Annotated in this window: 16 protein-coding genes; 10 read left to right on the forward strand and 6 right to left on the reverse strand. The window is 66.7% G+C overall.

Translation table 11 applies throughout. The annotated features are described in order from the left end of the window. The first annotated feature begins 71 nt into the window (after window positions 1-71). Window positions 72-2,105, forward strand: a complete 2,034-nt coding sequence (locus tag CLU93_RS18010; RefSeq protein ID WP_099762715.1) for a GNAT family N-acetyltransferase — start codon at window positions 72-74, stop codon at window positions 2,103-2,105. 34 nt (window positions 2,106-2,139) lie between these two features. Here the strand turns inward: CLU93_RS18010 and CLU93_RS18015 are convergent, their stop codons facing one another. After that, complete coding sequence (locus CLU93_RS18015; protein WP_099764451.1) at window positions 2,140-3,405, reverse strand: putative Na+/H+ antiporter; 1,266 nt, start codon at window positions 3,403-3,405, stop codon at window positions 2,140-2,142. A 206-nt stretch (window positions 3,406-3,611) separates the two neighbouring features. Here CLU93_RS18015 and imuA point away from each other — a divergent pair, with 206 nt between their 5' ends. From imuA to CLU93_RS18035, 4 genes are all read left to right on the forward strand, one after another. After that, window positions 3,612-4,322 carry a translesion DNA synthesis-associated protein ImuA gene (gene imuA / locus CLU93_RS18020; protein ID WP_099764452.1) on the forward strand — a complete coding sequence of 237 codons (711 nt, stop codon included), beginning with the start codon at window positions 3,612-3,614 and terminating at the stop codon, window positions 4,320-4,322. Next, on the forward strand, window positions 4,252-5,739 hold the full coding sequence (locus CLU93_RS18025) for a Y-family DNA polymerase (RefSeq protein ID WP_099762718.1): 1,488 nt from the start codon (window positions 4,252-4,254) through the stop codon (window positions 5,737-5,739). The genes imuA and CLU93_RS18025 overlap by 71 nt, the downstream gene beginning before the upstream one ends. Window positions 5,740-5,831: 92 nt before the next feature. Continuing rightward, the gene (locus CLU93_RS18030; RefSeq protein ID WP_099762721.1) at window positions 5,832-6,536 is read left to right on the forward strand and encodes a glutathione S-transferase N-terminal domain-containing protein; all 705 of its coding nucleotides are present in this window, start codon (window positions 5,832-5,834) and stop codon (window positions 6,534-6,536) included. Window positions 6,537-6,605: 69 nt separating this feature from the next. Then, window positions 6,606-7,364: an alpha/beta hydrolase family protein gene (locus CLU93_RS18035; protein WP_099762723.1), complete on the forward strand. Its 759-nt coding sequence runs from the start codon at window positions 6,606-6,608 to the stop codon at window positions 7,362-7,364. Window positions 7,365-7,429: 65 nt separating this feature from the next. Here CLU93_RS18035 and CLU93_RS18040 read toward each other — a convergent pair whose 3' ends face one another. The 5 genes from CLU93_RS18040 to CLU93_RS18060 are packed head-to-tail and all read right to left on the reverse strand — an operon-like array spanning window position 7,430 to window position 13,944. Then, the gene (locus tag CLU93_RS18040; protein ID WP_035827997.1) at window positions 7,430-7,780 is read right to left on the reverse strand and encodes a hypothetical protein; all 351 of its coding nucleotides are present in this window, start codon (window positions 7,778-7,780) and stop codon (window positions 7,430-7,432) included. Between the two features lie 42 nt (window positions 7,781-7,822). Next, complete coding sequence (locus CLU93_RS28770) at window positions 7,823-11,026, reverse strand: CHAT domain-containing tetratricopeptide repeat protein (protein ID WP_180287876.1); 3,204 nt, start codon at window positions 11,024-11,026, stop codon at window positions 7,823-7,825. After that, window positions 11,023-12,723 carry a caspase family protein gene (locus tag CLU93_RS18050; protein ID WP_099762729.1) on the reverse strand — a complete coding sequence of 567 codons (1,701 nt, stop codon included), beginning with the start codon at window positions 12,721-12,723 and terminating at the stop codon, window positions 11,023-11,025. The genes CLU93_RS28770 and CLU93_RS18050 overlap by 4 nt, the downstream gene beginning before the upstream one ends. Then, window positions 12,720-13,334: a hypothetical protein gene (locus CLU93_RS18055; RefSeq protein WP_099762732.1), complete on the reverse strand. Its 615-nt coding sequence runs from the start codon at window positions 13,332-13,334 to the stop codon at window positions 12,720-12,722. Before CLU93_RS18055 ends, CLU93_RS18050 begins: the two co-directional genes overlap by 4 nt. After that, on the reverse strand, window positions 13,327-13,944 hold the full coding sequence (locus CLU93_RS18060) for an RNA polymerase sigma factor (protein ID WP_099762734.1): 618 nt from the start codon (window positions 13,942-13,944) through the stop codon (window positions 13,327-13,329). Before CLU93_RS18060 ends, CLU93_RS18055 begins: the two co-directional genes overlap by 8 nt. Before the next feature lie 287 nt (window positions 13,945-14,231). Between CLU93_RS18060 and CLU93_RS18065 the strand changes: the two genes are divergently transcribed. The 5 genes from CLU93_RS18065 to CLU93_RS18085 all read left to right on the forward strand — a co-directional run bounded on the left by CLU93_RS18065 (window position 14,232) and on the right by CLU93_RS18085 (window position 18,942). Then, window positions 14,232-14,453, forward strand: a complete 222-nt coding sequence (locus CLU93_RS18065) for a helix-turn-helix domain-containing protein (protein ID WP_165829521.1) — start codon at window positions 14,232-14,234, stop codon at window positions 14,451-14,453. Window positions 14,454-14,597: 144 nt separating this feature from the next. Next, window positions 14,598-15,056, forward strand: a complete 459-nt coding sequence (locus tag CLU93_RS18070) for an Hsp20 family protein (RefSeq protein ID WP_099762738.1) — start codon at window positions 14,598-14,600, stop codon at window positions 15,054-15,056. Window positions 15,057-15,332: 276 nt separating this feature from the next. Further along, a complete protein-coding gene (locus tag CLU93_RS18075) occupies window positions 15,333-16,841 on the forward strand; it encodes a Do family serine endopeptidase (RefSeq protein ID WP_099764453.1) in 1,509 nt (502 codons plus the stop codon). Window positions 16,842-16,939: 98 nt separating this feature from the next. Then, window positions 16,940-17,599, forward strand: coding sequence for a response regulator (locus CLU93_RS18080; protein ID WP_010400558.1), 660 nt, complete (start codon window positions 16,940-16,942; stop codon window positions 17,597-17,599). A 2-nt stretch (window positions 17,600-17,601) separates the two neighbouring features. Continuing rightward, the gene (locus CLU93_RS18085; protein WP_071075926.1) at window positions 17,602-18,942 is read left to right on the forward strand and encodes an ATP-binding protein; all 1,341 of its coding nucleotides are present in this window, start codon (window positions 17,602-17,604) and stop codon (window positions 18,940-18,942) included. The last annotated feature ends 72 nt before the right edge of the window (window positions 18,943-19,014 follow it).

Here is a 19,014-nt window from a genome sequence, read left to right on the forward strand (position 1 = left end):
GCGCATGTTCCCGCCCTTGTTTTACCTCCTGCGACGTTGATTGACACTCTCCTGTGGAAAATGGTGCGCCCATGAAAATAGATGACCTGGCTTCAAAACACGATCAAGTAAAGATTTTCAGCCTGGAATACGAGTTCCGTATCCACCGGCTGAAACTCGATTACATCACCCTGGCCGATGTCCGGCCGGCCGGCAGCGACCTGGAACAACTGGCCGCGGAGCACCAGGCGGGCATCGCCGCCCTGCGCAGCTTTGTCGCCGGAAATTTTACGTATTTCAATGCGGCAAGCTGTTCCTCGCTCAGCTGCATTCCCACGCGCGCGCTGGGCGACGACGAGCGCTACCTGCACCGCATCTGGATGGGCGGGCCCTTGCCGGCCATCGCCTGTGAAGCGATTGGGCAGTGGGGCGCGGCGCTCGACGAGGTGCGGCACAACGGCGGCGCGCCGTATGTCTCCATCCTGTGGGTCTGGGATGCGCAGCAGCTGCGCCATGACGCGCGCTTCAGCCCCACGGGCGGTGCCGGGCGCTACACGATAGGCCGCTACGCCATCGGCGGCACGACCTTGCACATCAACTCGCTGCGCGCGCTGGCGCTGGACTTTGCGCCGGCCCGCTTCGATATCCTCGATACCCTGCATGCGCAGCGCTACTTCGCCACCTTGTCCGATTATTTCCGCATCCTCATCATGTGCGAATACGGCGGCATGTACATGGATGTCGATACGATTCCGCACAATCCGGCGACGATTTTCCTGATGAAGCCGGAAGTGCCCGACTACTTCCAGCGCAACGCTGATGACAGTGAAGAGCGCCGGCATGTCAGCTGGATGAATCTGTTTCTCGATGAAACGGGCATGTTGATTGCCAAGAAGAACGACGCCGCGCTGCGTGTGATCCAGCGCAATGTGAACCTCGCGTATGCGCGCATCGATGGGGAAATTCCCCATTCCTGCCCGCAATTCGAAGCGCAGCTGTTCAGCCAGTTCTATGCCGAATGGAAGAAAAACCTGGGCGTGACCGTGCTCAGCCATGCCGAGTTCTACCAGCGCTATTGCGTGCTGTATGACTGCGTGCGCGAAGCGGTGGCGGGCGGCATCCGCGGCATGCGCTTGCTGGACGATATCATTACCGAGATGCACATCCCGCTCAGCGACGAGGAGCGGCGCGCGTATGCGTGCTGCGTGGCGCGGCTCGATGAACTCGACTGGCAACTCGACGATCCTTTGCGCCTGCCTGACATCGTCGATGTATTCGACATCGAGGAAGTGCCGCGCATGGCCTATGCAGCCCAGCTGCGGGCCGACATCGATCACTTCCATTATTACTCGGTGCTGTCGGACGATCCGCAGCTCGACCGCGTGAATGCCGTCTTTTGCCGCTACCTGCTGGCCCACCGTTCGCAGCATATTGCCGTTGGTAACTTCTGGCGCCCCACTGTGGGCCGCCACGGCAGCCGTATGCCGGCCATCGGCGATGTGGCCCCGCCAGGTGACGAGGTGCAGGCGGACCTGCTGTCGCATGCGCCGCTCAAGCTGGTGGCGGGTGAACTGCTGGGCGACGAGGTGAAGAACCGCATGGCCAAATTGCTGTTTGCCACCAGCTACCTCGAATACTGTTCTTTTGGAAATAAACTCAATCTGCAGTTCGTCGAGCTGCAGCGGCGGCAAAACATCGACCCGTATCTGGCGCACATCCACGGCTTGCATGACGAGGATGGGCGCTTCATCGGCTTTTTCACGGCCGCGACGATGGATGAGTTCCAGGCCTGCGGCGCCGTTTCATATTACCGCGACGACATGAAGGCGCTCGACGATGCGTATGACGCCTTCGTGCTCGCGCATGCGCGCGCCGACGACTGTTTCGTCAGCAGCCTGGCCATCGACGAGAAATACCGGGGCCAGGGCTTGTTCAGGCAAATGTTCCATGAAATACGCGACCTGGCCAGCCGCAAGGGCTGTGCGCGCATCACGCTGACGGTGTGGGAAAAGAGCGAAGCGCTGCACGTGTATCTGCACAAGGGGTTTCGCAGCGTGGGCACGTTCGACTATGCCTACAGCCTGTTCTATGACCGGCTGCATTTTCTCGTGTACGAAGGCGATTAAAGCGGCGGCCAGGGTGGCCGCCGCACTGCGGTGACTACAACGCCAGGAAGGCCAGGGCTGCCACGGCCGTCGGCAGCAGGGCGCCGGCCAGCAGGCCGACGGCGCCGATCGATTCATCCTTGAAGCCGCGGCGCAGCAGGGATACGCCGGCCGGATTCGGCGCATTGGCGATGACGGTCAGGCCGCCACCGGCCACGGCGCCAGCCACCAGCATGTACTTTGCTTCGTCCGTCATGCCGACGATCAGCGAACCGAGGTAAGTCAGGGCCGCATTGTCGGTAATGGCCGTCAAGCCCAGGGCGCCGAAGAACAGGGCTAGCGGTTCCAGGCTGGAGACGATGGGTTGCAGCCACCATTGCTGCATGCCGCCCAGTACCACCAGGCCGCCCAGGAAGAAGCCGACCAGCAAGCCTTCCTTGAGGATCAGCGGGCTTTGATAACGCTCATACGCTTGTACGAAGCCGAGGAAGAACAGGAACAGGCCGAAGAACAGCACGGGATGGTGCGCCAGGGCCACCACGCCGGCCAGTACGATCATGTGCACGAGGCTGACGGCCAGCGGCACTTTCGGCGCTTCTACTTCGCCGGCTTTCGGCTTGATATCGGAGGTGTTGCTGTGCAGGTATTTGCGCAGCAAGATGCTCACGCCCGTGGCGTTGACCAGCACGGCGATGGCGGCTTTCCAGCCGAAATGGCTGGCCATGTAGGCGCTGTCCCAGTTCCACGTGGTGGCCACCATCAGCACGGGCGGGGCCGCGTACGAAGTCAGGGTGCCGCCGATGGAAACGTTGACGAACAGCACGCCCAGCGCGCCATATTTCAGCCATTCGGGGATGCCCGGACGGAAGATTTGCGGCGCCAGCATCAGCGCGGCCAGGGTCATGGCGGCCGGTTCCGTGATCATCGAGCCCGTCAGGGGCACGAGCGCCAGTCCCAGCCAGACGAGGGCCAGTTCCGTGCGCAGCGGCATCACGCGCGCCACGCCCTTGAGCAGGCGCTGCACGGCGTCGAGCACGGGGCGCGAGGCGGCCACCACCATGACGACAAAGACGAACAGCGGTTCCGTGTACTGGCGCGATTCGGCATACTCGATGGCCGCCTCGCCGCCCGAGACAAAGGCCATGATGATGATCAGTATGAAGGCCCAGAAGCCGAACACGACTTCCACTTCGCCCAGCAAATGCAGCAAGCCCGCATGGCGGGGGTGGCGCTGCGACAATGTTTCAAACGACTTGGCGGCGAAGGTGTGGATGAGCGCAAGGCCGAAGACGATGGCGCTGATGAGTTGGATGGTAGTCAAATGCATTTCCTTATGGACGGAGGAAGCCGACTGGTACTTTGCCAGACGGTAAGGAGAGTGCTTATGGTACAGCAATCGATGCCAGAAACGGGGTTTTTCGGACGTGGCGGAGCGGCCCCGGGCACGCTATCCGACAGATAATCCTTGCCAAAAGCGGGACTGGATAGTACTGTATATGCATACAGTATTTATCTCTCTATCTAATGATGCAACATTCACAATTGATGGCCTCGCCGGAAGCCTTGCACCCGTCTTTATGGCGCGCATCGCAGCTGGGGCAGGGCGCCACGCGCTGCCTGGACACGGGCTTTGCCGCCCTGTCGGCGCAGCTGCCCGGCGGCGGCTGGCCCAGCGGCAGCCTCATCGATCTGCTGGTGCAGCAGCCGGGCAGCGGCGAATTGCGGCTGCTGGCGCCCGCGCTGGCGCAGCTGCCGGGCTTGCCCATCGTGCTGCTGCAGCCACCGCATCCGCCGCAGGCGCTGGCCCTGGCCGCGCAGGGTCTGGCGCCGTCGCAACTGCTGTGGCTCAAAAGCGCCGGCAGCAAGGATGCCTTGTGGGCAGCGGAAAACATCTTGCGCAGCGGCAGTTGCGGCGCCTTGCTGTTCTGGCAGTCGCACGTGCGCGCCGACAGCCTGCGCCGGCTGCACCTGGCCGCGCAAGGCGGCAACACCCTGTTCTGCATGCTGCGCCCCTTGCACGGCGCGCAGGATGCGTCGCCGGCGCCGCTGCGCCTGTCCGTGCGCCCGGCCGCCGGCGGCATCGAGATCGGCTTCATCAAGCGCAGGGGGCCGCAGCGCGACGCGCCCCTGTTCCTGCCCCTGCAACCTCCTTCATTATTGCGACGCCATGCGACTCTGGATCGGCCTGTGCCTGCCCCGGCTTCCGCTCGAAGTGTTTTGCCCGCGCTGGTCGGCTGACCAGCTGGGCGTGGTGCTGGAGCAGGAGCAAGTGATGGCCCTGTCGCCGCTGGCGCGGGCGGCCGGCGTCAAGCCGGGCATGCGCCGTGGCGGCGTGCTGATGCTGGCGCCGCAGGCGCGCCTGCACGAACGCTCGCCCGAACTGGAAGCGCAGGCCCTGCAAGCGGTGGCGCTGGCGCTGCTGCAATACTCGCCGCTGGTGGCGCAGGGCGAGGAAGCGACCCTGCTGGTCGACGCGGGCGCCAGCCTGCGCCTGTTCGGCGGCGTGCGCGCCCTGTGCCGGCAGATTGCGGCCAGCTTGCGCGCGCTGGGCTATACGGCCCAGCTGTCGTGTGCGCCCACGGCGCGCGGCGCCTGGCTGCTGGCGCGCGCCGGCACGCGCCGGGGCCGGACCTTGAGCATGGCCAGTCTGGTGCGCCGCCTCGACGGCCTGCCGTGCGCCTTGCTGCCGCCCGCACGCCCCTGGCTCGATTGGTTCGAGGGCATCGGCTGCCGCACCCTGGGGCAGCTGCGCCACTTGCCCCGGCCCGGCTTGCAGCGCCGTTGCGGCGCCGCCGTGCTGGAGATGCTCGACGACGCGCATGGCCACAGCACGGAACTGTTCGTCTGGCTCGAAGCGCCGCCCACGTTTCGCGCCAGCCTGGAATTGTTCGACCGCGTCGAGCACGCGGACGCGCTGCTGTTCGGCGCGCGCCGCCTGCTGCAGCAAATGACGGGCTGGCTGTGCGCGCGGCAATTTGCCGTCGAGCGCATACAGCTGCTGCTGGCGCACGAGCGGGGCAGGGTGGCGCGCGCGCCCACCGTCATCGACCTGGCGCTGGGCGAGGCCGTCTGGCGCGACGAGCACCTGGTACGTTTGCTCAAGGAGCGCCTGGCGCAGCTGGTGCTGGACGCCCCCGTGATCGGCCTGACCCTGGAAGCGCTGCAGGTGCAGCCGATGGCGCCGCCCAGCGAGAGCCTGTTTCCCGAGCCGGGCGGCACGCCGCAGGAGCGCCAGCGCTTGCTGGAATTGCTGGTGGCGCGCCTGGGCACCGAGAATGTCTTGCAGGCAGTGCCGCGCGCCGATTACCGGCCCGAAGCGGCCAACCAGTGGCTGCCGCTGCCGGCCAAGCCCGTTTCAAGAAGCGCGCTACCCGACTTGCCGCCCGGCTTGCCCGGCATGCCCCGTCCCGGCTGGCTGCTGGCCCAGCCCATCGCCCTGTTGATGCGCGAACACAGGCCCTTCTATGGCTCGCCTTTGAAAATGGTGTCCGTTGCCGAGCGCATCGAGGCGGGCTGGTGGGGCCAGTCGCAGGCGCGCGATTATTTTATTGCGGAAGGACGCGACCATGCCCATTACTGGGTCTACCGCGAACGCATCGCCGGCAGCGCAGAAGACGCCGCGCCGCGCTGGTTTTTGCATGGCTTGTTTGGCTGAATGTGCTGTCCTGCTGAAACGGCCATGCTTGGCTATACTTGCTTTCTTGCTTTCTTGCTTGCGCTGCGTCAACCACTTGAATAAGGATTTCCATGTCCCAACTTTCCGACTTCCCCATCACCGAAAAATGGCCTGCACTGCATCCCGAGCGCCTGCAGCTGTATTCGCTGCCCACGCCGAACGGCATCAAGGTCTCGATCCTGCTGGAAGAGCTGGGCCTGGCGTACGAGCCGCACCTGGTCAGCTTCGAGCAGAACGAGCAGCTGTCGCCCGCCTTCCTGTCGCTCAATCCGAACAACAAGATTCCCGCCATCCTCGACCCGGACGGTCCCGGCGGCCAGCCGCTGGCGCTGTTCGAGTCGGGCGCCATCCTGCTGTACTTGGCGGAAAAGACGGGCAAGTTCCTGCCGCAGGACGCGGGCCTGCGCTATGAAACAATACAATGGCTGATGTTCCAGATGGGCGGTATCGGCCCCATGTTTGGCCAGGTGGGCTTCTTCCATAAATTCGCCGGCAAGGACTACGCAGACAAGCGTCCGCTCGAGCGCTATCTCGGCGAGGCCAGGCGCCTGCTGGGCGTGCTCGAGCAGCGCCTGCAGGGCCGCGACTGGATCATGGGTAGCCAGTACACGATTGCCGACATCGCCATCTTCCCGTGGGTGCGCTGCCTGGTGGGTTTCTATGGTGCCGGCGACCTAGTCGGTTTTAGTAACTTCCCCAACGTGCAGCGTGCGCTGGACGCTTTCCTGGCCAGGCCTGCCGTCATCAAGGGCGTCGACATCCCATCGCGTGGCTAAAACAGCTGTGGCCTGACGGCGCTACAATGCGCCATCGGCCGCGCTGCGCGGCAGCTTTGATCTGAGACAATGAAATCCACCCGGCAAGATTTTCCCGGCGCGCACGGCCATGTGCTGGCGGCGCGCCTCGACGCGCCCGACGGCGCCATCCGCGCCTACGCGCTGTTCGCCCACTGTTTTACCTGCGGCAAGGACGTGCTGGCCGCGCGGCGCATCGCGCAAGGCTTGACGCAACACGGCATCGCCGTGCTGCGCTTCGACTTCACGGGACTCGGTGCCAGCGAGGGCGAGTTTGCCGCCACGAATTTCTCGTCGAACGTGGACGACCTGCTGGCTGCCGCCGATTTTCTGCGGGCAAAACATGCTGCGCCGCAATTGCTGATCGGCCACAGCCTGGGCGGCGCCGCCGTGCTGGCCGCTGCCGCGCAAGTGCCGGAAGCGACCGCCGTGGTGACCCTGGCCGCGCCCAGCACGCCCGCGTATGTCACGCGCATGTTCAGCGCGCACCTGGAGCAGATCGCCGCCGAGGGCGAGGCGCTGGTGCAGCTGGAAGGGCGGCCATTTCGCATCCGCCAGCAATTCGTCGACGACGCGGGCAGCCACAGCCTGAAGGCTCACATCGCCGGCCTGCGCCGCGCCCTGCTGGTGATGCACGCGCCGAACGACACGACGGTGAGCCTGTCGAACGCGATGGATATCTTTACGGCCGCGAAGCACCCGAAAAGTTTCGTTTCGCTCGACGATGCCGACCATTTATTGACGGGGCGCGATGACGCGGCGTATGTGGCCAACGTCATCGCTGCGTGGAGCGCGCGCTACCTGGCATAAATCGCCGCCCATGAAAAACGCCGTACCGGCAAGATGCGGGTACGGCGCAGATGGAGAAGAGCGGATCAGTCCTCGTCGAACTCTGCGGAAAGATCCTTCCAGCCTTTACTGATGGCAAAGGCGGAAAATTCCTCGGGCGCTTCCAGGACGATCAGTTTCTTGTCTTGCAAGCCCAGGTCGCCATGGCCGAAGTCGGGGCCCACGTAGCCGAGGCTGCGCAGGCGGGCCAGGATGTGGCCGACCAGGGTCTTGTCCTTGTAAGCACCGGCTTCGAGCGGCGCGGCGAAATCGACGTAGACGTCGATGATGCCGTAGCCTTCGTCGAAGATGCGGATGGCCTTGATGTCGTGGGCACGGCCGGAGCCGTCGGTGGCCTTGAAGGGGCCGCTGAGCTGGATGTCGGTGTCATTGTTCATGCCGCCAGCATACACCAAAAACGGCCTTCCGTCGTGCGGCGCTCAGGAGCCGAGCAGGATGAAACCGGCCCAGTAGAAGGGATGGCCGCGCGTCTCGCCGCTGCCGCCGGCGGCGTCGAGCGGCGTCAGGCCCCGCGTCGCCGTGACGGCGTGCCGGGCGGCGCGGATCTGCCGCAACTGCGCCTGGCGCAAGGCTTGCGGCTTGCCCTTGCCTTGCGCCAGCGCCGCATAAAAATCGCCCATCAAGGTGGCCGTCGACTGGTCCGACACGCGCCACAGGCTGGCCAGCACATTGCGCGCGCCGCGCTGGCGGGCCAGCCAGGCCAGGCCTTCCAGTTCGCGTCCCGTGGCATCGGTGCCGGCCGGCACGGCCGTTTCGCAGGCCGACAGGGTGAGCAGGTCCAGGCCGGCGAAGCGGTAGCCGTCCTGCGCCAGTTCCGCCAGGCTGAGTTTGCCGCCATCGCCCAGCAGCAGGTAGGAGTCCGCGCCCACGCCCGAGCGCAGCACGAAATGGCTGGCTATATGCACGCTGCTGTTGGCGGGCAGTGCGCGCTGCAGCGCCGCGCCGGTGAAGTCGCCATCGAGGTAGATCTGGCTGGGGATGCGCGCCGCGTGTCCGATCGCCTGCACGGCGCGCAGTTCGCGCTGCACGAAGGGCAGGGCCGGCAGTTCGCCACTGGCGCGCGTCTGGCCGAACAGGGCAAGCGATGGCGCGCGGCGCGGCGCTGCTTGTGCGCCGGCCTGTTCGCCATGCAGCGAGACGGGCAGCCGTTCGACCAGCCAGCGGCGCCCGTCATGCAGCATGGCGAACGGCAGGTAGCGCAAGACGCCGCCCAGCGACAGCGACAGCGAGGTGGCGCCGTCCAGTTCCCGGCTGGCCGGCGCCAGCAGCAGCGCATACAGCGCCTGCGCGTCGGCGCGCGCGTCCTGTGCCGGATCTTGCGCGCTGCGGCGCAGGCGGGCGATGCGCTGCGCCAGCGCGCGCTCGTCGATGGCCACATCGTGGATGGTGCTGCCGCGCCGTCCGCCGCGCTGCGCGACGATGCGCAGGCGCGTGTCGGTAACCAGGTAAGTCAGGTGCAGCACGCCCCGCTTGAGCGGCTCGGCCTGCGCCATGCCAGCCTTGCCGGCCGGCGCGGGCGTGGCTACGCGACCGGCTGGCAGCGCTGCCAGCGCCTCGGTGGCGCCATCGAGCAGCAGCGCCATGGCGTCGTTTGCCTGCCGCCATGCGTCGTCGGCTTGCGCCAGGCCCTGCGCCTGGCGTTCGCGCGCTGCGGCCAGTGCCTGGGCGCCTGCGCGCAGGGCGGCGGCGCGCGCTTCGAACTGGCGCTGCCATTCGCCCTCCGCGCCCGTGTAGCCGAGGCGCGTGGCGCGCGGATCGGGGGCGCTGCGCACCAGGCTGTGGAATTCGTCCTCGCGGATCATGGCCAGCACGGTTTCCGCTTCGTGGATGCGGCGCTGGTCGAGCAGGCGGTCCGCCAGCTGGCCGTAGGCGGCGCGTTTTTGCCGCACAAAGCTCTGCCGCAGCGGCACGGGCAGGCTGGCCGTGCCGGCGCGCGTGGCTTGCAGCGCATTGACCGCCTGCTTGCCGAGGAAAATGCCGGCCGCGTCCGGTTCCAGCGCGCCCAGCTGCGCCGCCGCCCGCGCTTCGAGCATGCTCTGTTCATTCGCCATGCCGATGGCCAGTGCGCGTGCCGACTGGGAGCGCGCCGTGGCGGCATCGCCCGTGCGCGCATTGAGTCCGGCCGCGTCCAGCAAGGCCTGTGCATGGGCGGGATGGGCCACGCCGCGCGAGGCGGCCAGTTGCTGCGCCATGGCGCCCGCCTCGCGCGCCAGCGCCTGCAGTTCGGCCGCGCCGATGCCGGCGTGCTCCGCGCGCGCCAGCAGGCGCGCCTGGCGCACCGTGTCGAGCATGCCGGCCGTGGCGGGAGGCGTTTGCAGCAGCCGCGCCTCCAGGCCGGCCAGTGCCGTTTCCGCCTCGTCCTGGAGTCCCAGCGCGGCCTGTGCCTGCGCCGCCAGCAGCAGCGCATCGGCTTCGTCGGCCGGCAGCGCCTGGCCGCCGGACATGGCCAGCCGCGCCGCCGCCTGCGCCGCTTCCAGCGCCTGCTGGTACTGCCCCAATGCCATGCGCGCGCTGCCATGCGCGAGCTGGTGCGCGGCGCAGGTGGCGGCGGCCGCGCCATACACGGCGCGGCAATGCTCGAGCGCGGCGGCGGCGGCCACTTCCGCGCGGCCCAGCTGATTGTCCGCCAGTGCCGTCAGCGCCACGTCCTGCCAGGCGCTGACGGTGTTGGCATGGCGGTCGCCGAACAGGGTGCGGCGGATGCGCAGGCCGTCCTCCGCCTCCTGCCATGCCTTGCCGCTTTCGCCCAGGCGCAGGTGGATGCCGCTCAGGCGGTTCAGGGCCACGCTGGCCTGCATCGAGTCGGCCCCCGAACGCTGCACCGCCATGGCCAGCGCGCGCTGGGCGAACGCCAGCGCCTGGCGGTCGTTGCCGCTCAGGGTGTACCAGTTGGCCATGTCGGTCACGCTGGTTTGCGTCTCGGTGCGGTTGTCGCCGAAGGCCGCCAGGCGTATCCGGTAGGCGCGCTCCAGGTAGCCGTAGGCTTCTTCCATGCGGCCCATGCGTAGCAGCAGCACGCCCACGTCGCGCATGCCCCACGCATGGTCGGTGCTGTCCTCGCCCGAGGTGCGGGCCCACGTTTCCATGGCTTGCCGCGCATACGGCAGGCCGCGCGCATATTCCTTGGTCTGCAGCGCCACGCCGGACAGGTTGGACAGGCTGGTGCCATACGATACCGTGTCCTTGCCGATCAGGCGGGCTTTCGCCGCCAGCGCGATGTCGCCCCATTGCCAGGCCAGGTCGAAGCGGCTCCACTGGCGGTACAGGTACATCAGTTCACTCGGGTAGTACATGCTTTCGCGTCCGGGATCGCCGTCGTCCAGCGCCTGGCGGATGGCCCAGCCTTCCAGCAAGGCCTGTTCGCTCTCGGCGTAGCGGTTGAGCATGTGCAGGCTCTGGCCCACGCCCAGCAGGCCGGTGGCGATGCCGGCCCGGTCGTCCGCCGCGCGGCAAGCGGCCACGCTGCGCTGGAACAGGGGCAGCGAGACGGCCGGCTGTTCCTTCTCGTTGGCATCGTTCGCCTGCGCCAGCCATGGCGCGATGACGGCCTGGCAGGTACCGGCCGATGCCGTTTGCGGCAAGGCCGATACGGCCAGCAGCAGGCCCAGGACGAGGCGCCTCATTGGACGGAGCGCCAGGACAGCCGGGCCACCTGTGCCTGGTCGGGGTTGCCCGCTTCCGCCACGGGGACGGCAGCGTCGGCCGCGCCGCGCGTGGCTGGCAGGGCCGGCAACGCTTCGATGATGGCGAAGCGGCGCGGCAGGGTGCCATTTGCCGCCGGTGCCGCCACCAGCGCCAGCCATTCCACGCCATAGTGGGGGCCGCTGACGACGAAGCTGCGCTCGAAGCGGCTGATGCCGGCGCCGATGGCGGGCGGCATGCGGTTGCTGTCGCCGTCGAGGGCCGGATAGATGCGCGTGGCGGGGCCGTCCAGCGGCAAGTGCGCCAGGCCCAGGTCGACGGAAGCGGCGCTGCGGTTTTCCACGCTGAGGCGGATGCGCGTGCCGGCCGGCAGCACGCCGAGGTCGCCATCGGCGAAGGCCAGCTGGCGCGGCGCCTTGCCCGGCAGGGTCAGTTCGATGCGCGCGTCGAGCAGGGGCGGGCCAGGCGTGGCGGGCAGCGCCAGCAGGGCGGCGAGACGGCCCGGGCGTATCGATCCCGCAGGCAGCGGCGCGGGCGTGCGGCTGGCCCAGCCCGCTGCGGCGCCTGCACTGTCCGGTAACAGCGTCAGCCGCGTTTCTCCCCAGCCGACCGTGGCGGCGCGCCAGTGCGCGCCAGCCTGCCGGAACAGGTCGCCCTCGCGTATGCCGTCGAGCAGACCATACGGCACATGCCAGCCCTGCGCATTGCGCTGCACGGGCCACAGCGGCGCAGGGCCGCTACCGCCGCCCTGCCATAGCGGTGCATCGAGCGCCCCCGCATACACGGGCGAAGGCCAGGCGGAGCGGGGCAGCTGGTAAGCCTGCAATGCGCTCTTGTATTGCTGCGTGGTGGCGCCGGCCCACATGGCATAGGTTTGTGGCTGGCGTTGCAAGGCGGCGATGATGGCCCGGGTAAACAAGCCCGCTGCCAGACCCGGCGTGGCGGGCGTGGCGGCTTCCGGCGTGCGCTGCTGGGCTTCGGCGGCGAAAAAGGCGACATGACGGGGCCGCGCCTGCGGTTCGTCTGGTGGCGTGCCCTTGCCAGGGGCCGGGCGCCAGCCGATGTCGCTCGCCGCCAGCCCCCGCCACGCCAGGCCGTCGCCGCTGCGCGTGCCGGCCGCCGCATGGCAGGTATCGAATATGGCCACGACCTGTGTCTGCCGCACGGCAAACGCATCGATGGCGCGCCCCAGTTCGCTGCTGCCGACGCCGCCATCGAGCTGCTGCCCCTGGTGGCTGACCTGGCTGTCGCGCGTCAACAAGCGCGTGCGCCGTCCTTGCGGCGCGGCTGCCTGGCCCGGATAGACGGGCAGCAGCACGCTGTGGCCCGACCAGTACAGCAGCAGGACATCGTCCTTGCCCAGCGTCTTTTCCAGCTGCGCCAGGCGCGCCAGGATGGCCGCGCGCGTGGGCGCCTGGCTGGCGCCCACATCATCGGCCAGGCGGTAGATATGTTCATCGGCGAAACCCTGTTGCCGCAACGCCGCGCGCATGGCGTTCACGTCGGCCGTGGGACCGGCCAGCCAGCTGCTGCGCGGCATGGCGGGCAAGGTACCCACGCCGATCAGCAGCGCGTGGCGTTCGCCGGCCAGCGCCGCGCCGCTCAGCAGGTAACTCAGCAGGTAACTCAGCAGGTAGCTCAGCAGTAGTGAGCGCCCCCAGCGCCGCCTGTTTTTCATGGCGTCCCTGGCCCGCTGGCGAGCGATGCCGCCGCCACCACGCCACTGGCCCGCAGGCTTTGCAGGGCTGCGGGCGGATCGGCCGCATCGAGCAGATAGCTGTGGTCAGGCAGGGGGCCGGCGACGATGCCTGCCTGTGCCTGCTCCAGCGCTGCAGCGACCTGGGCCATGCTGGCGGTTGGCAGGAATTGCACGCGCAGGCTGGCCGGCGGCGCCACTGCACCTGGCACGCTGCGCCAGCGCAGTTGATCCGCCGGGGCAGCTTGCTGCCACAGCAGCCACGCCTGTCCTATGCACAGGCTGGCCAGTGCCGTGATGGCCACTGGCGCCAGTGCAGGCAGCGCCAGGCGCTGGTAGCAGCGGCGCCAGAAGCCGGGGCGTTCGAGGCGGCGATGCAGTTGCGCCAGGCCGGCGGCGGGATCCATGCTGGCCGCTTCGGCCTCGATGGCGGTGCGGATCTCGCCCAGCCAGCCGGCATCGGCGGCCCAGTCCGGATCGTGTTCCAGCCTGGCGGCGATGCGGCTGGCCACGTCTGCGGGGGCATGGCCATTCAGATAGTCGGGCAGCATCTCGCGCAGCGCCTGTTCCTGAGGATCGATGGACTCAGCCATGGCGGCCGCCTTCCTGGGCAAACCAGCGCTGTATGCACTGGCGTAAGTTGATGCGGCCATGAAACAAGCGCGTCTTGACGGTGCCTTCCGGTGCTTGTTGAATATGGGCAATATCGGCCACCGACAGGTCGTCGATGGCCCACAGGGTCAGGCTTTCGCGCTGCATCGGGTTGCGCAGACGCAGCAGGCATTTCAGCACGGCATGGCGCCGTTGCAGACTTTCCCGCGCCACCTGTGGCCCCGGATCGTGTTCCGCCAGTTCCTGCTGCGCCTGCTCCTCGCTATCGCTGTCGAGCGGCACTTCGCGTGCCAGGCGCTTGCCATGGCGGCGGATCTGGTCGATGGCCTTGTTGCGGGCCAGGGTCAGCAGCCAGGTGCCGAACGCCACCCGGCCGTCGTAGCGCATGGGCGCACGCCAGATAGCGTGGAACACGTCCACCGTGACTTCGTCGGCGACCGCGTGCACATCGAGCCCCGAGCCCGATAGCTGCAGGCGCGCAAACACGCGCACGCGCGGCGACCAGGCGCGGTACAGGGCGTCCAGCGCGCGCTGGTCGCCCGACGCCATGGCAGCGAGCAGTTCGGCGGGATAGACAGGCAATGCGCTCATGGTGGCGGGGCAGGGGCAGGTTGAATGGGGGCGGCAGGCAATTGCGTCGTGGCAATTATAGCATCGGGGAAATAGTGCAGTATTGGTAAGGGCGAGGCCTGCAAAGGCGTGGGCGCAGCGGCGGGCGCAATGTCATTGCAAAAAGATTGAACCGGATGGCGGCGCGCTGCGAACAAGAGTATGAAGGGCCGCATTGCAGCTGGTCCGCCAAACCGAAAAGGACAGTCCCATCATGAGAAAACGCGGCAAGACCTTGCGCGATGCCAGCAGGGGTGGGGAGCCAGCCCATGCATGAAAATATGCTCTCCGGCAACGTCGCCATGCAGCGCCTGACGCCAGCCGAGCGGCTGGTGGCGGCCATGGCCATGCGCGGCACGCCCTACAAATCCATCGCCCGCGCGCTCGACAAGTCGCCCGCCACCGTGCGCAACCAGCTGCATATGATTTACCGCAAGCTCGGCGTGAGCAACCGGACGGCGCTGTCCTGCGCCTTGCGCACTGACGACTAGCCTCAAGAATATTTTCGGCACTGGGGCAAAAATCGTCTTTTTCAAGGCCTTGAAGGCCGCTTGATCGTCCTTAGATTGGTAGCAAGCGGATGCTCATGGTGAGGTCCGCCCCTCTTATCGCTTCATTTGAAAAGGATATTTATCATGCGTACTTTTGACCTTGCTCCCCTGTACCGTTCCGCCATTGGCTTTGACCGCCTGGCACAGCTGCTCAATGAACAGCGCGCCGATGCACAGCCCAGCTATCCGCCCTACAACATCGAACTGGTATCGGAAGATAAATACCGCATCGTGATGGCATTGGCCGGCTTCTCGCGCGAAGAGATCGACATCATCACCGAACGCGACTCGCTGCATGTCACGGGCCGCAAGCAGAAAGATGGCGTCGAGCGCACGTTCTTGCACCGCGGTATCGCTGCCCGCGATTTCGAACAGCGTTTCCAGCTGGCCAACCATGTGAAGGTCACGGGCGCCACGTTTGAAAACGGCATGCTGACCATCGACCTGGTGCGTGAAGTGCCGGAAGCGCTGAAACCGCGCAAGATCGAGATCGGCACCGGCAGCGACACTGTCAGCGTGCTGGAACAGCGTCAGGCAGCCTGATCTGAGCTGAGCTGATCTGAGCTGATCGCAGCGCCCCTCGGGTGCCCGGGCAGCCAGGAGGGTACCCTCCGATGCAGTAAAATACTGGCCGGTTGATCCGGCCAGTGTCACGTCCAGGCCCTGTACGCCACTCCATGGCCCACCATGCGGCGCGCCAGATTAAGCGATGCTTAAAGGCGCCAACGCTTGTTTCCAAATGGAAAAATGTTAAGCACCGCCTAAGACTCGTGGCCCACTATTGCATACATCAAAATCTCATTGAATGAGGAGCAATTCATGGAACAGCAAACGAATACCGCATCGCTGAAAATCAAACGCACCGTAGCCGCGCTGGCCGCGATCGGTGTGCTGGGCGCCGGTGGCGCCATGGTCATGCATCAGAACAATGCCGGCGCGAATACTGCCGCCGCCGCCGCCCCCGTGGCTGCCGCCGTCGCGCCTGCCGCCAGCGCGCCGCTGGTGGCCTTGCCCGACTTTAGCCAGATCGCCGCGCGCAACAGCCCGGCCGTCGTCAACATCAGCGTCACGGGCAGCACCAAGGTGGCCTACGACCCATCGGCCCAGGCCGGCAACGACGATTTCGGCAACGATCCGTTCTTCGAATTCTTCCGCCGCTTCCAGGGGCCGCAAGGCGGGCAGCGCGGTGGCCGCGACGTACCCACGCACGGCCTCGGCTCCGGCTTCATCGTCAGCCCGGACGGCATCATCATGACGAATGCCCACGTGGTGCGCGATGCGCGCGAAGTGACCGTCAAGCTGAACGACCGCCGCGAATTCCGCGCCAAGGTGCTGGGCACCGATCCGAAGACCGATATCGCCGTGCTGAAGATCGACGCCAACAACCTGCCCATCGTGCCGCTCGGCCATTCGAGCGACCTGAAAGTGGGCGAGTGGGTACTGGCCATCGGTTCGCCGTACGGTTTCGACAGCACCGTGACGGCGGGCGTGGTCAGCGCCAAGGGCCGCTCGCTGCCCGACGACAGTAACGTGCCGTTCATCCAGACGGACGTGGCGGTGAACCCCGGCAACTCGGGCGGTCCGCTGTTCAATACACGCGGCGAAGTGGTGGGCATCAATTCGCAGATCTACAGCCAGACGGGCGGCTTCCAGGGCTTGTCGTTCGCCATCCCGATCGACCTGGCCGGCCGCATCAAGGACCAGATCGTCGCCACGGGCAAGGCCAGCCACGCCAAGTTGGGCGTGACGGTGCAGGAAGTCAACCAGGGCTTTGCCGACTCGTTCAAGCTGGCCACGCCGGAAGGCGCGCTGGTGGCCAACGTGGAGCGGGGCAGCCCGGCCGACAAGGCGGGCCTGAAGTCGGGCGACGTGGTGCGCAAGGTGAATGGCCAGCGCATCATCGCCTCGGCCGACTTGCCGGCCCTGGTGGGTACGTCCTTGCCAGGCGACAAGATCAGCCTCGATGTCTGGCGTGACGGCAAGATCGTCAGCCTGACGGCAACCCTGGGCAATGCGGCCGACAAGGTGGCCGAAGTGGCGAAGAGCGACGGCGCGTCCGGCAAGGTACAGCTGGGCCTGGCCCTGCGTCCGTTACAATCGGATGAAAAGCGCGAAGCGGGCATCAGCGCCGGCCTGCTGGTGGAAGACGCCGGCGGTGCGGCGGCGAATGCCGGTGTGCTGCCGGGCGACGTGCTATTGTCGGTGAATGGCCGTCCCGTCAACACGGTCGAGCAGGTGCGCGACGTGGTGGAAAAATCCGCCAAGTCGGTGGCCTTGCTGATACAGCGCGGACCCGACAAGATTTTTATTCCCGTGCGTTTGGGTTAATGAAAGAAACAAACCCAAGGGCAAATACTGGGGTCGAACCCTCAGGGTTCGACCCCGGCCTTTCGCCTTTGGGGTGAAAAATTGAACAAGGAGCAACCATGCGCTTATTGCTGGTAGAAGACGACACGATGATCGGCGAGGTGGTGCTCGATTTGCTGCGCGCCGAGCACTATGCGGTGGACTGGGTCAAGGACGGCGACATGGCCGATACGGCCCTGCAGACGCAAACCTATGACCTGGTGCTGCTGGACCTGGGCTTGCCGCGCAAGGATGGCCTCGACGTGCTGCGCTCGATGCGTTTGCGCAAGCTCGATACCCCGGTGCTGGTGGCCACGGCGCGCGACGCCGTCGAGCAGCGCATCGCCGGCCTCGATGCGGGCGCCGACGATTACGTCTTGAAGCCGTATGACCTCGACGAATTGCTGGCGCGCATACGTGCCCTGCTGCGGCGCGCCTCGGGCCGTCCGGAACCGATCTTCGAGCACCAGGGCGTCTCCATCAATCCGCTGACGCGCGAAGTGATCGCCGAGGGCCATCCCGTCAACCTGTCGGCGCGCGAATGGGCCGTGCTGGAAGCCTTGATCGCGCGTCCCGGCATCGTGCTGTCGCGCGCGCAGCTGGAAGAAAAACTGTACAGCTGGAAGGATGAAGTCAACAGCAATGCCGTGGAAGTGTATATCCACGGCTTGCGCAAGAAGCTGGGCAGCGACTTGATCCAGAATGTGCGCGGCCTCGGCTACATGGTGCCCAAGGCATGAGGATGAAGGTCACGGTGACGCACTCGCTGCGCGGCCGCCTGCTGTGGTTTTTGCTGGCGGCCATCATCATGGCGGCCCTGGCGCAGGCATCGATCGCCTACCGCAGCGCCCTGTATGACGCCGACCAGATCTTCGACTATCACATGCAGCAGATGGCCCTGTCGCTGCGCTCCGGCGCGCCGCTGGCCAACCATGCGCAAGCCTTGCCGGCCGACCCCGTCAACAACGACATGGTGGTGCAGGTGTGGACGCCGGACGGCGTGCAGGTGTTCCGCTCGATCACGCGCGCGGAACTGCCGCAGCGCGCCGTGCTGGGCTTTTCCAACGTGAAGGCGAACGGCACCACTTACCGCATCTTCTCCGTGCAAACCAGTTCCCAGACCGTGCAGATCGCGCAGGACATGGCCGTGCGCAAGCGCATGGCCGGCAGCCTGGCGCTGCGCACGGTCGGACCCATCGCGTTGATGGCGCCGATATTGATGCTGGTCGTGTGGTGGGTGGTCAGCGGTTCGCTGGCGCCAGTCTCACGCGTGCGCAAGCAGGTGGCGGCGCGCCAGGCCGATGATTTATCTCCCGTCTCGGAAGCGGGCTTGCCCGACGAAGTGCGGCCCCTGGTGCATGAATTGAATTTGCTGTTCGGCCGCGTGAAAACGGCGTTCGACGCGCAGCAGCACTTTGTTGCCGACGCCGCGCATGAATTGCGCACGCCGCTGGCGGCCCTGAAACTGCAGGTCTTGAGCCTGGAGCGGGCCGAATCGGAAGAAAAACGCAGCCTGGCGATCTCGCGCGTGAGCGCCGGCATCGAGCGGGCCACGCGCCTGGTCGAGCAGCTGCTGGTGCTGGCGCGCCAGGAAGCGAGCGCCGCCAGCGGCGATCAGCTGCAGGCGGTGGACTTGAACGACGTCGTCAAGCGCGCGCTGGGCGACATGGCCGGCATCGCGCAGGCGCGCAAGATCGACCTGGGCCTGCACCACATGGACCCGGCCAAGGTGGCGGGGCAGGCCGACGCCCTCAACATCATGCTGCGCAACCTGGTCGACAACGCCATCAAGTACACGCCGCAGGGCGGCACGGTCGATATCGACCTGCGCGCCAGCCCCGTCGGCGTGACCTTGTCCGTGGAAGACAACGGCCCCGGCATTCCGCCCGAGGAGCGCGAACGCGTCTTCAGCCGCTTCTACCGCGTGCCCGGCACGGACGCCAACGGCAGCGGCCTGGGACTGGCCATCATCAAGGCCATCGCCGAGCGCCATGGCGCGCGCCTGGTGCTGGACAAGTCCGAGCGCCTGGGCGGCCTGTGCGTGCGCGTGGAATTCCCGCAAGCGGAGAAAAGAGCGTTTTGATCATGATCTTTGGCCTGTTGCATTGACGCGCGCGCCGTGGCCCTATATTGTCTGCGAAACAAGCAGAACCAG

The sequence above is a fragment of the Janthinobacterium sp. 35 genome (genome assembly GCF_002754575.1).
Lineage (GTDB): Bacteria > Pseudomonadota > Gammaproteobacteria > Burkholderiales > Burkholderiaceae_D > Janthinobacterium > Janthinobacterium tructae.

Coding starts and splice junctions, on each gene's coding strand:
- CLU93_RS18050 (WP_099762729.1), bottom strand. CDS start 12,723: ATGAAAAACAGGCGGCGCTGGGGGCGCTCACTACTGCTGAGCTACCTG.
- CLU93_RS28770 (WP_180287876.1), bottom strand. CDS start 11,026: ATGAGGCGCCTCGTCCTGGGCCTGCTGCTGGCCGTATCGGCCTTGCCG.
- CLU93_RS18030 (WP_099762721.1), top strand. CDS start 5,832: ATGTCCCAACTTTCCGACTTCCCCATCACCGAAAAATGGCCTGCACTG.
- CLU93_RS18025 (WP_099762718.1), top strand. CDS start 4,252: ATGCGACTCTGGATCGGCCTGTGCCTGCCCCGGCTTCCGCTCGAAGTG.
- CLU93_RS18070 (WP_099762738.1), top strand. CDS start 14,598: ATGCGTACTTTTGACCTTGCTCCCCTGTACCGTTCCGCCATTGGCTTT.
- CLU93_RS18060 (WP_099762734.1), bottom strand. CDS start 13,944: ATGAGCGCATTGCCTGTCTATCCCGCCGAACTGCTCGCTGCCATGGCG.
- imuA (WP_099764452.1), top strand. CDS start 3,612: ATGCAACATTCACAATTGATGGCCTCGCCGGAAGCCTTGCACCCGTCT.
- CLU93_RS18075 (WP_099764453.1), top strand. CDS start 15,333: ATGGAACAGCAAACGAATACCGCATCGCTGAAAATCAAACGCACCGTA.
- CLU93_RS18055 (WP_099762732.1), bottom strand. CDS start 13,334: ATGGCTGAGTCCATCGATCCTCAGGAACAGGCGCTGCGCGAGATGCTG.
- CLU93_RS18085 (WP_071075926.1), top strand. CDS start 17,602: ATGAAGGTCACGGTGACGCACTCGCTGCGCGGCCGCCTGCTGTGGTTT.
- CLU93_RS18065 (WP_165829521.1), top strand. CDS start 14,232: ATGCATGAAAATATGCTCTCCGGCAACGTCGCCATGCAGCGCCTGACG.
- CLU93_RS18080 (WP_010400558.1), top strand. CDS start 16,940: ATGCGCTTATTGCTGGTAGAAGACGACACGATGATCGGCGAGGTGGTG.
- CLU93_RS18035 (WP_099762723.1), top strand. CDS start 6,606: ATGAAATCCACCCGGCAAGATTTTCCCGGCGCGCACGGCCATGTGCTG.
- CLU93_RS18010 (WP_099762715.1), top strand. CDS start 72: ATGAAAATAGATGACCTGGCTTCAAAACACGATCAAGTAAAGATTTTC.
- CLU93_RS18040 (WP_035827997.1), bottom strand. CDS start 7,780: ATGAACAATGACACCGACATCCAGCTCAGCGGCCCCTTCAAGGCCACC.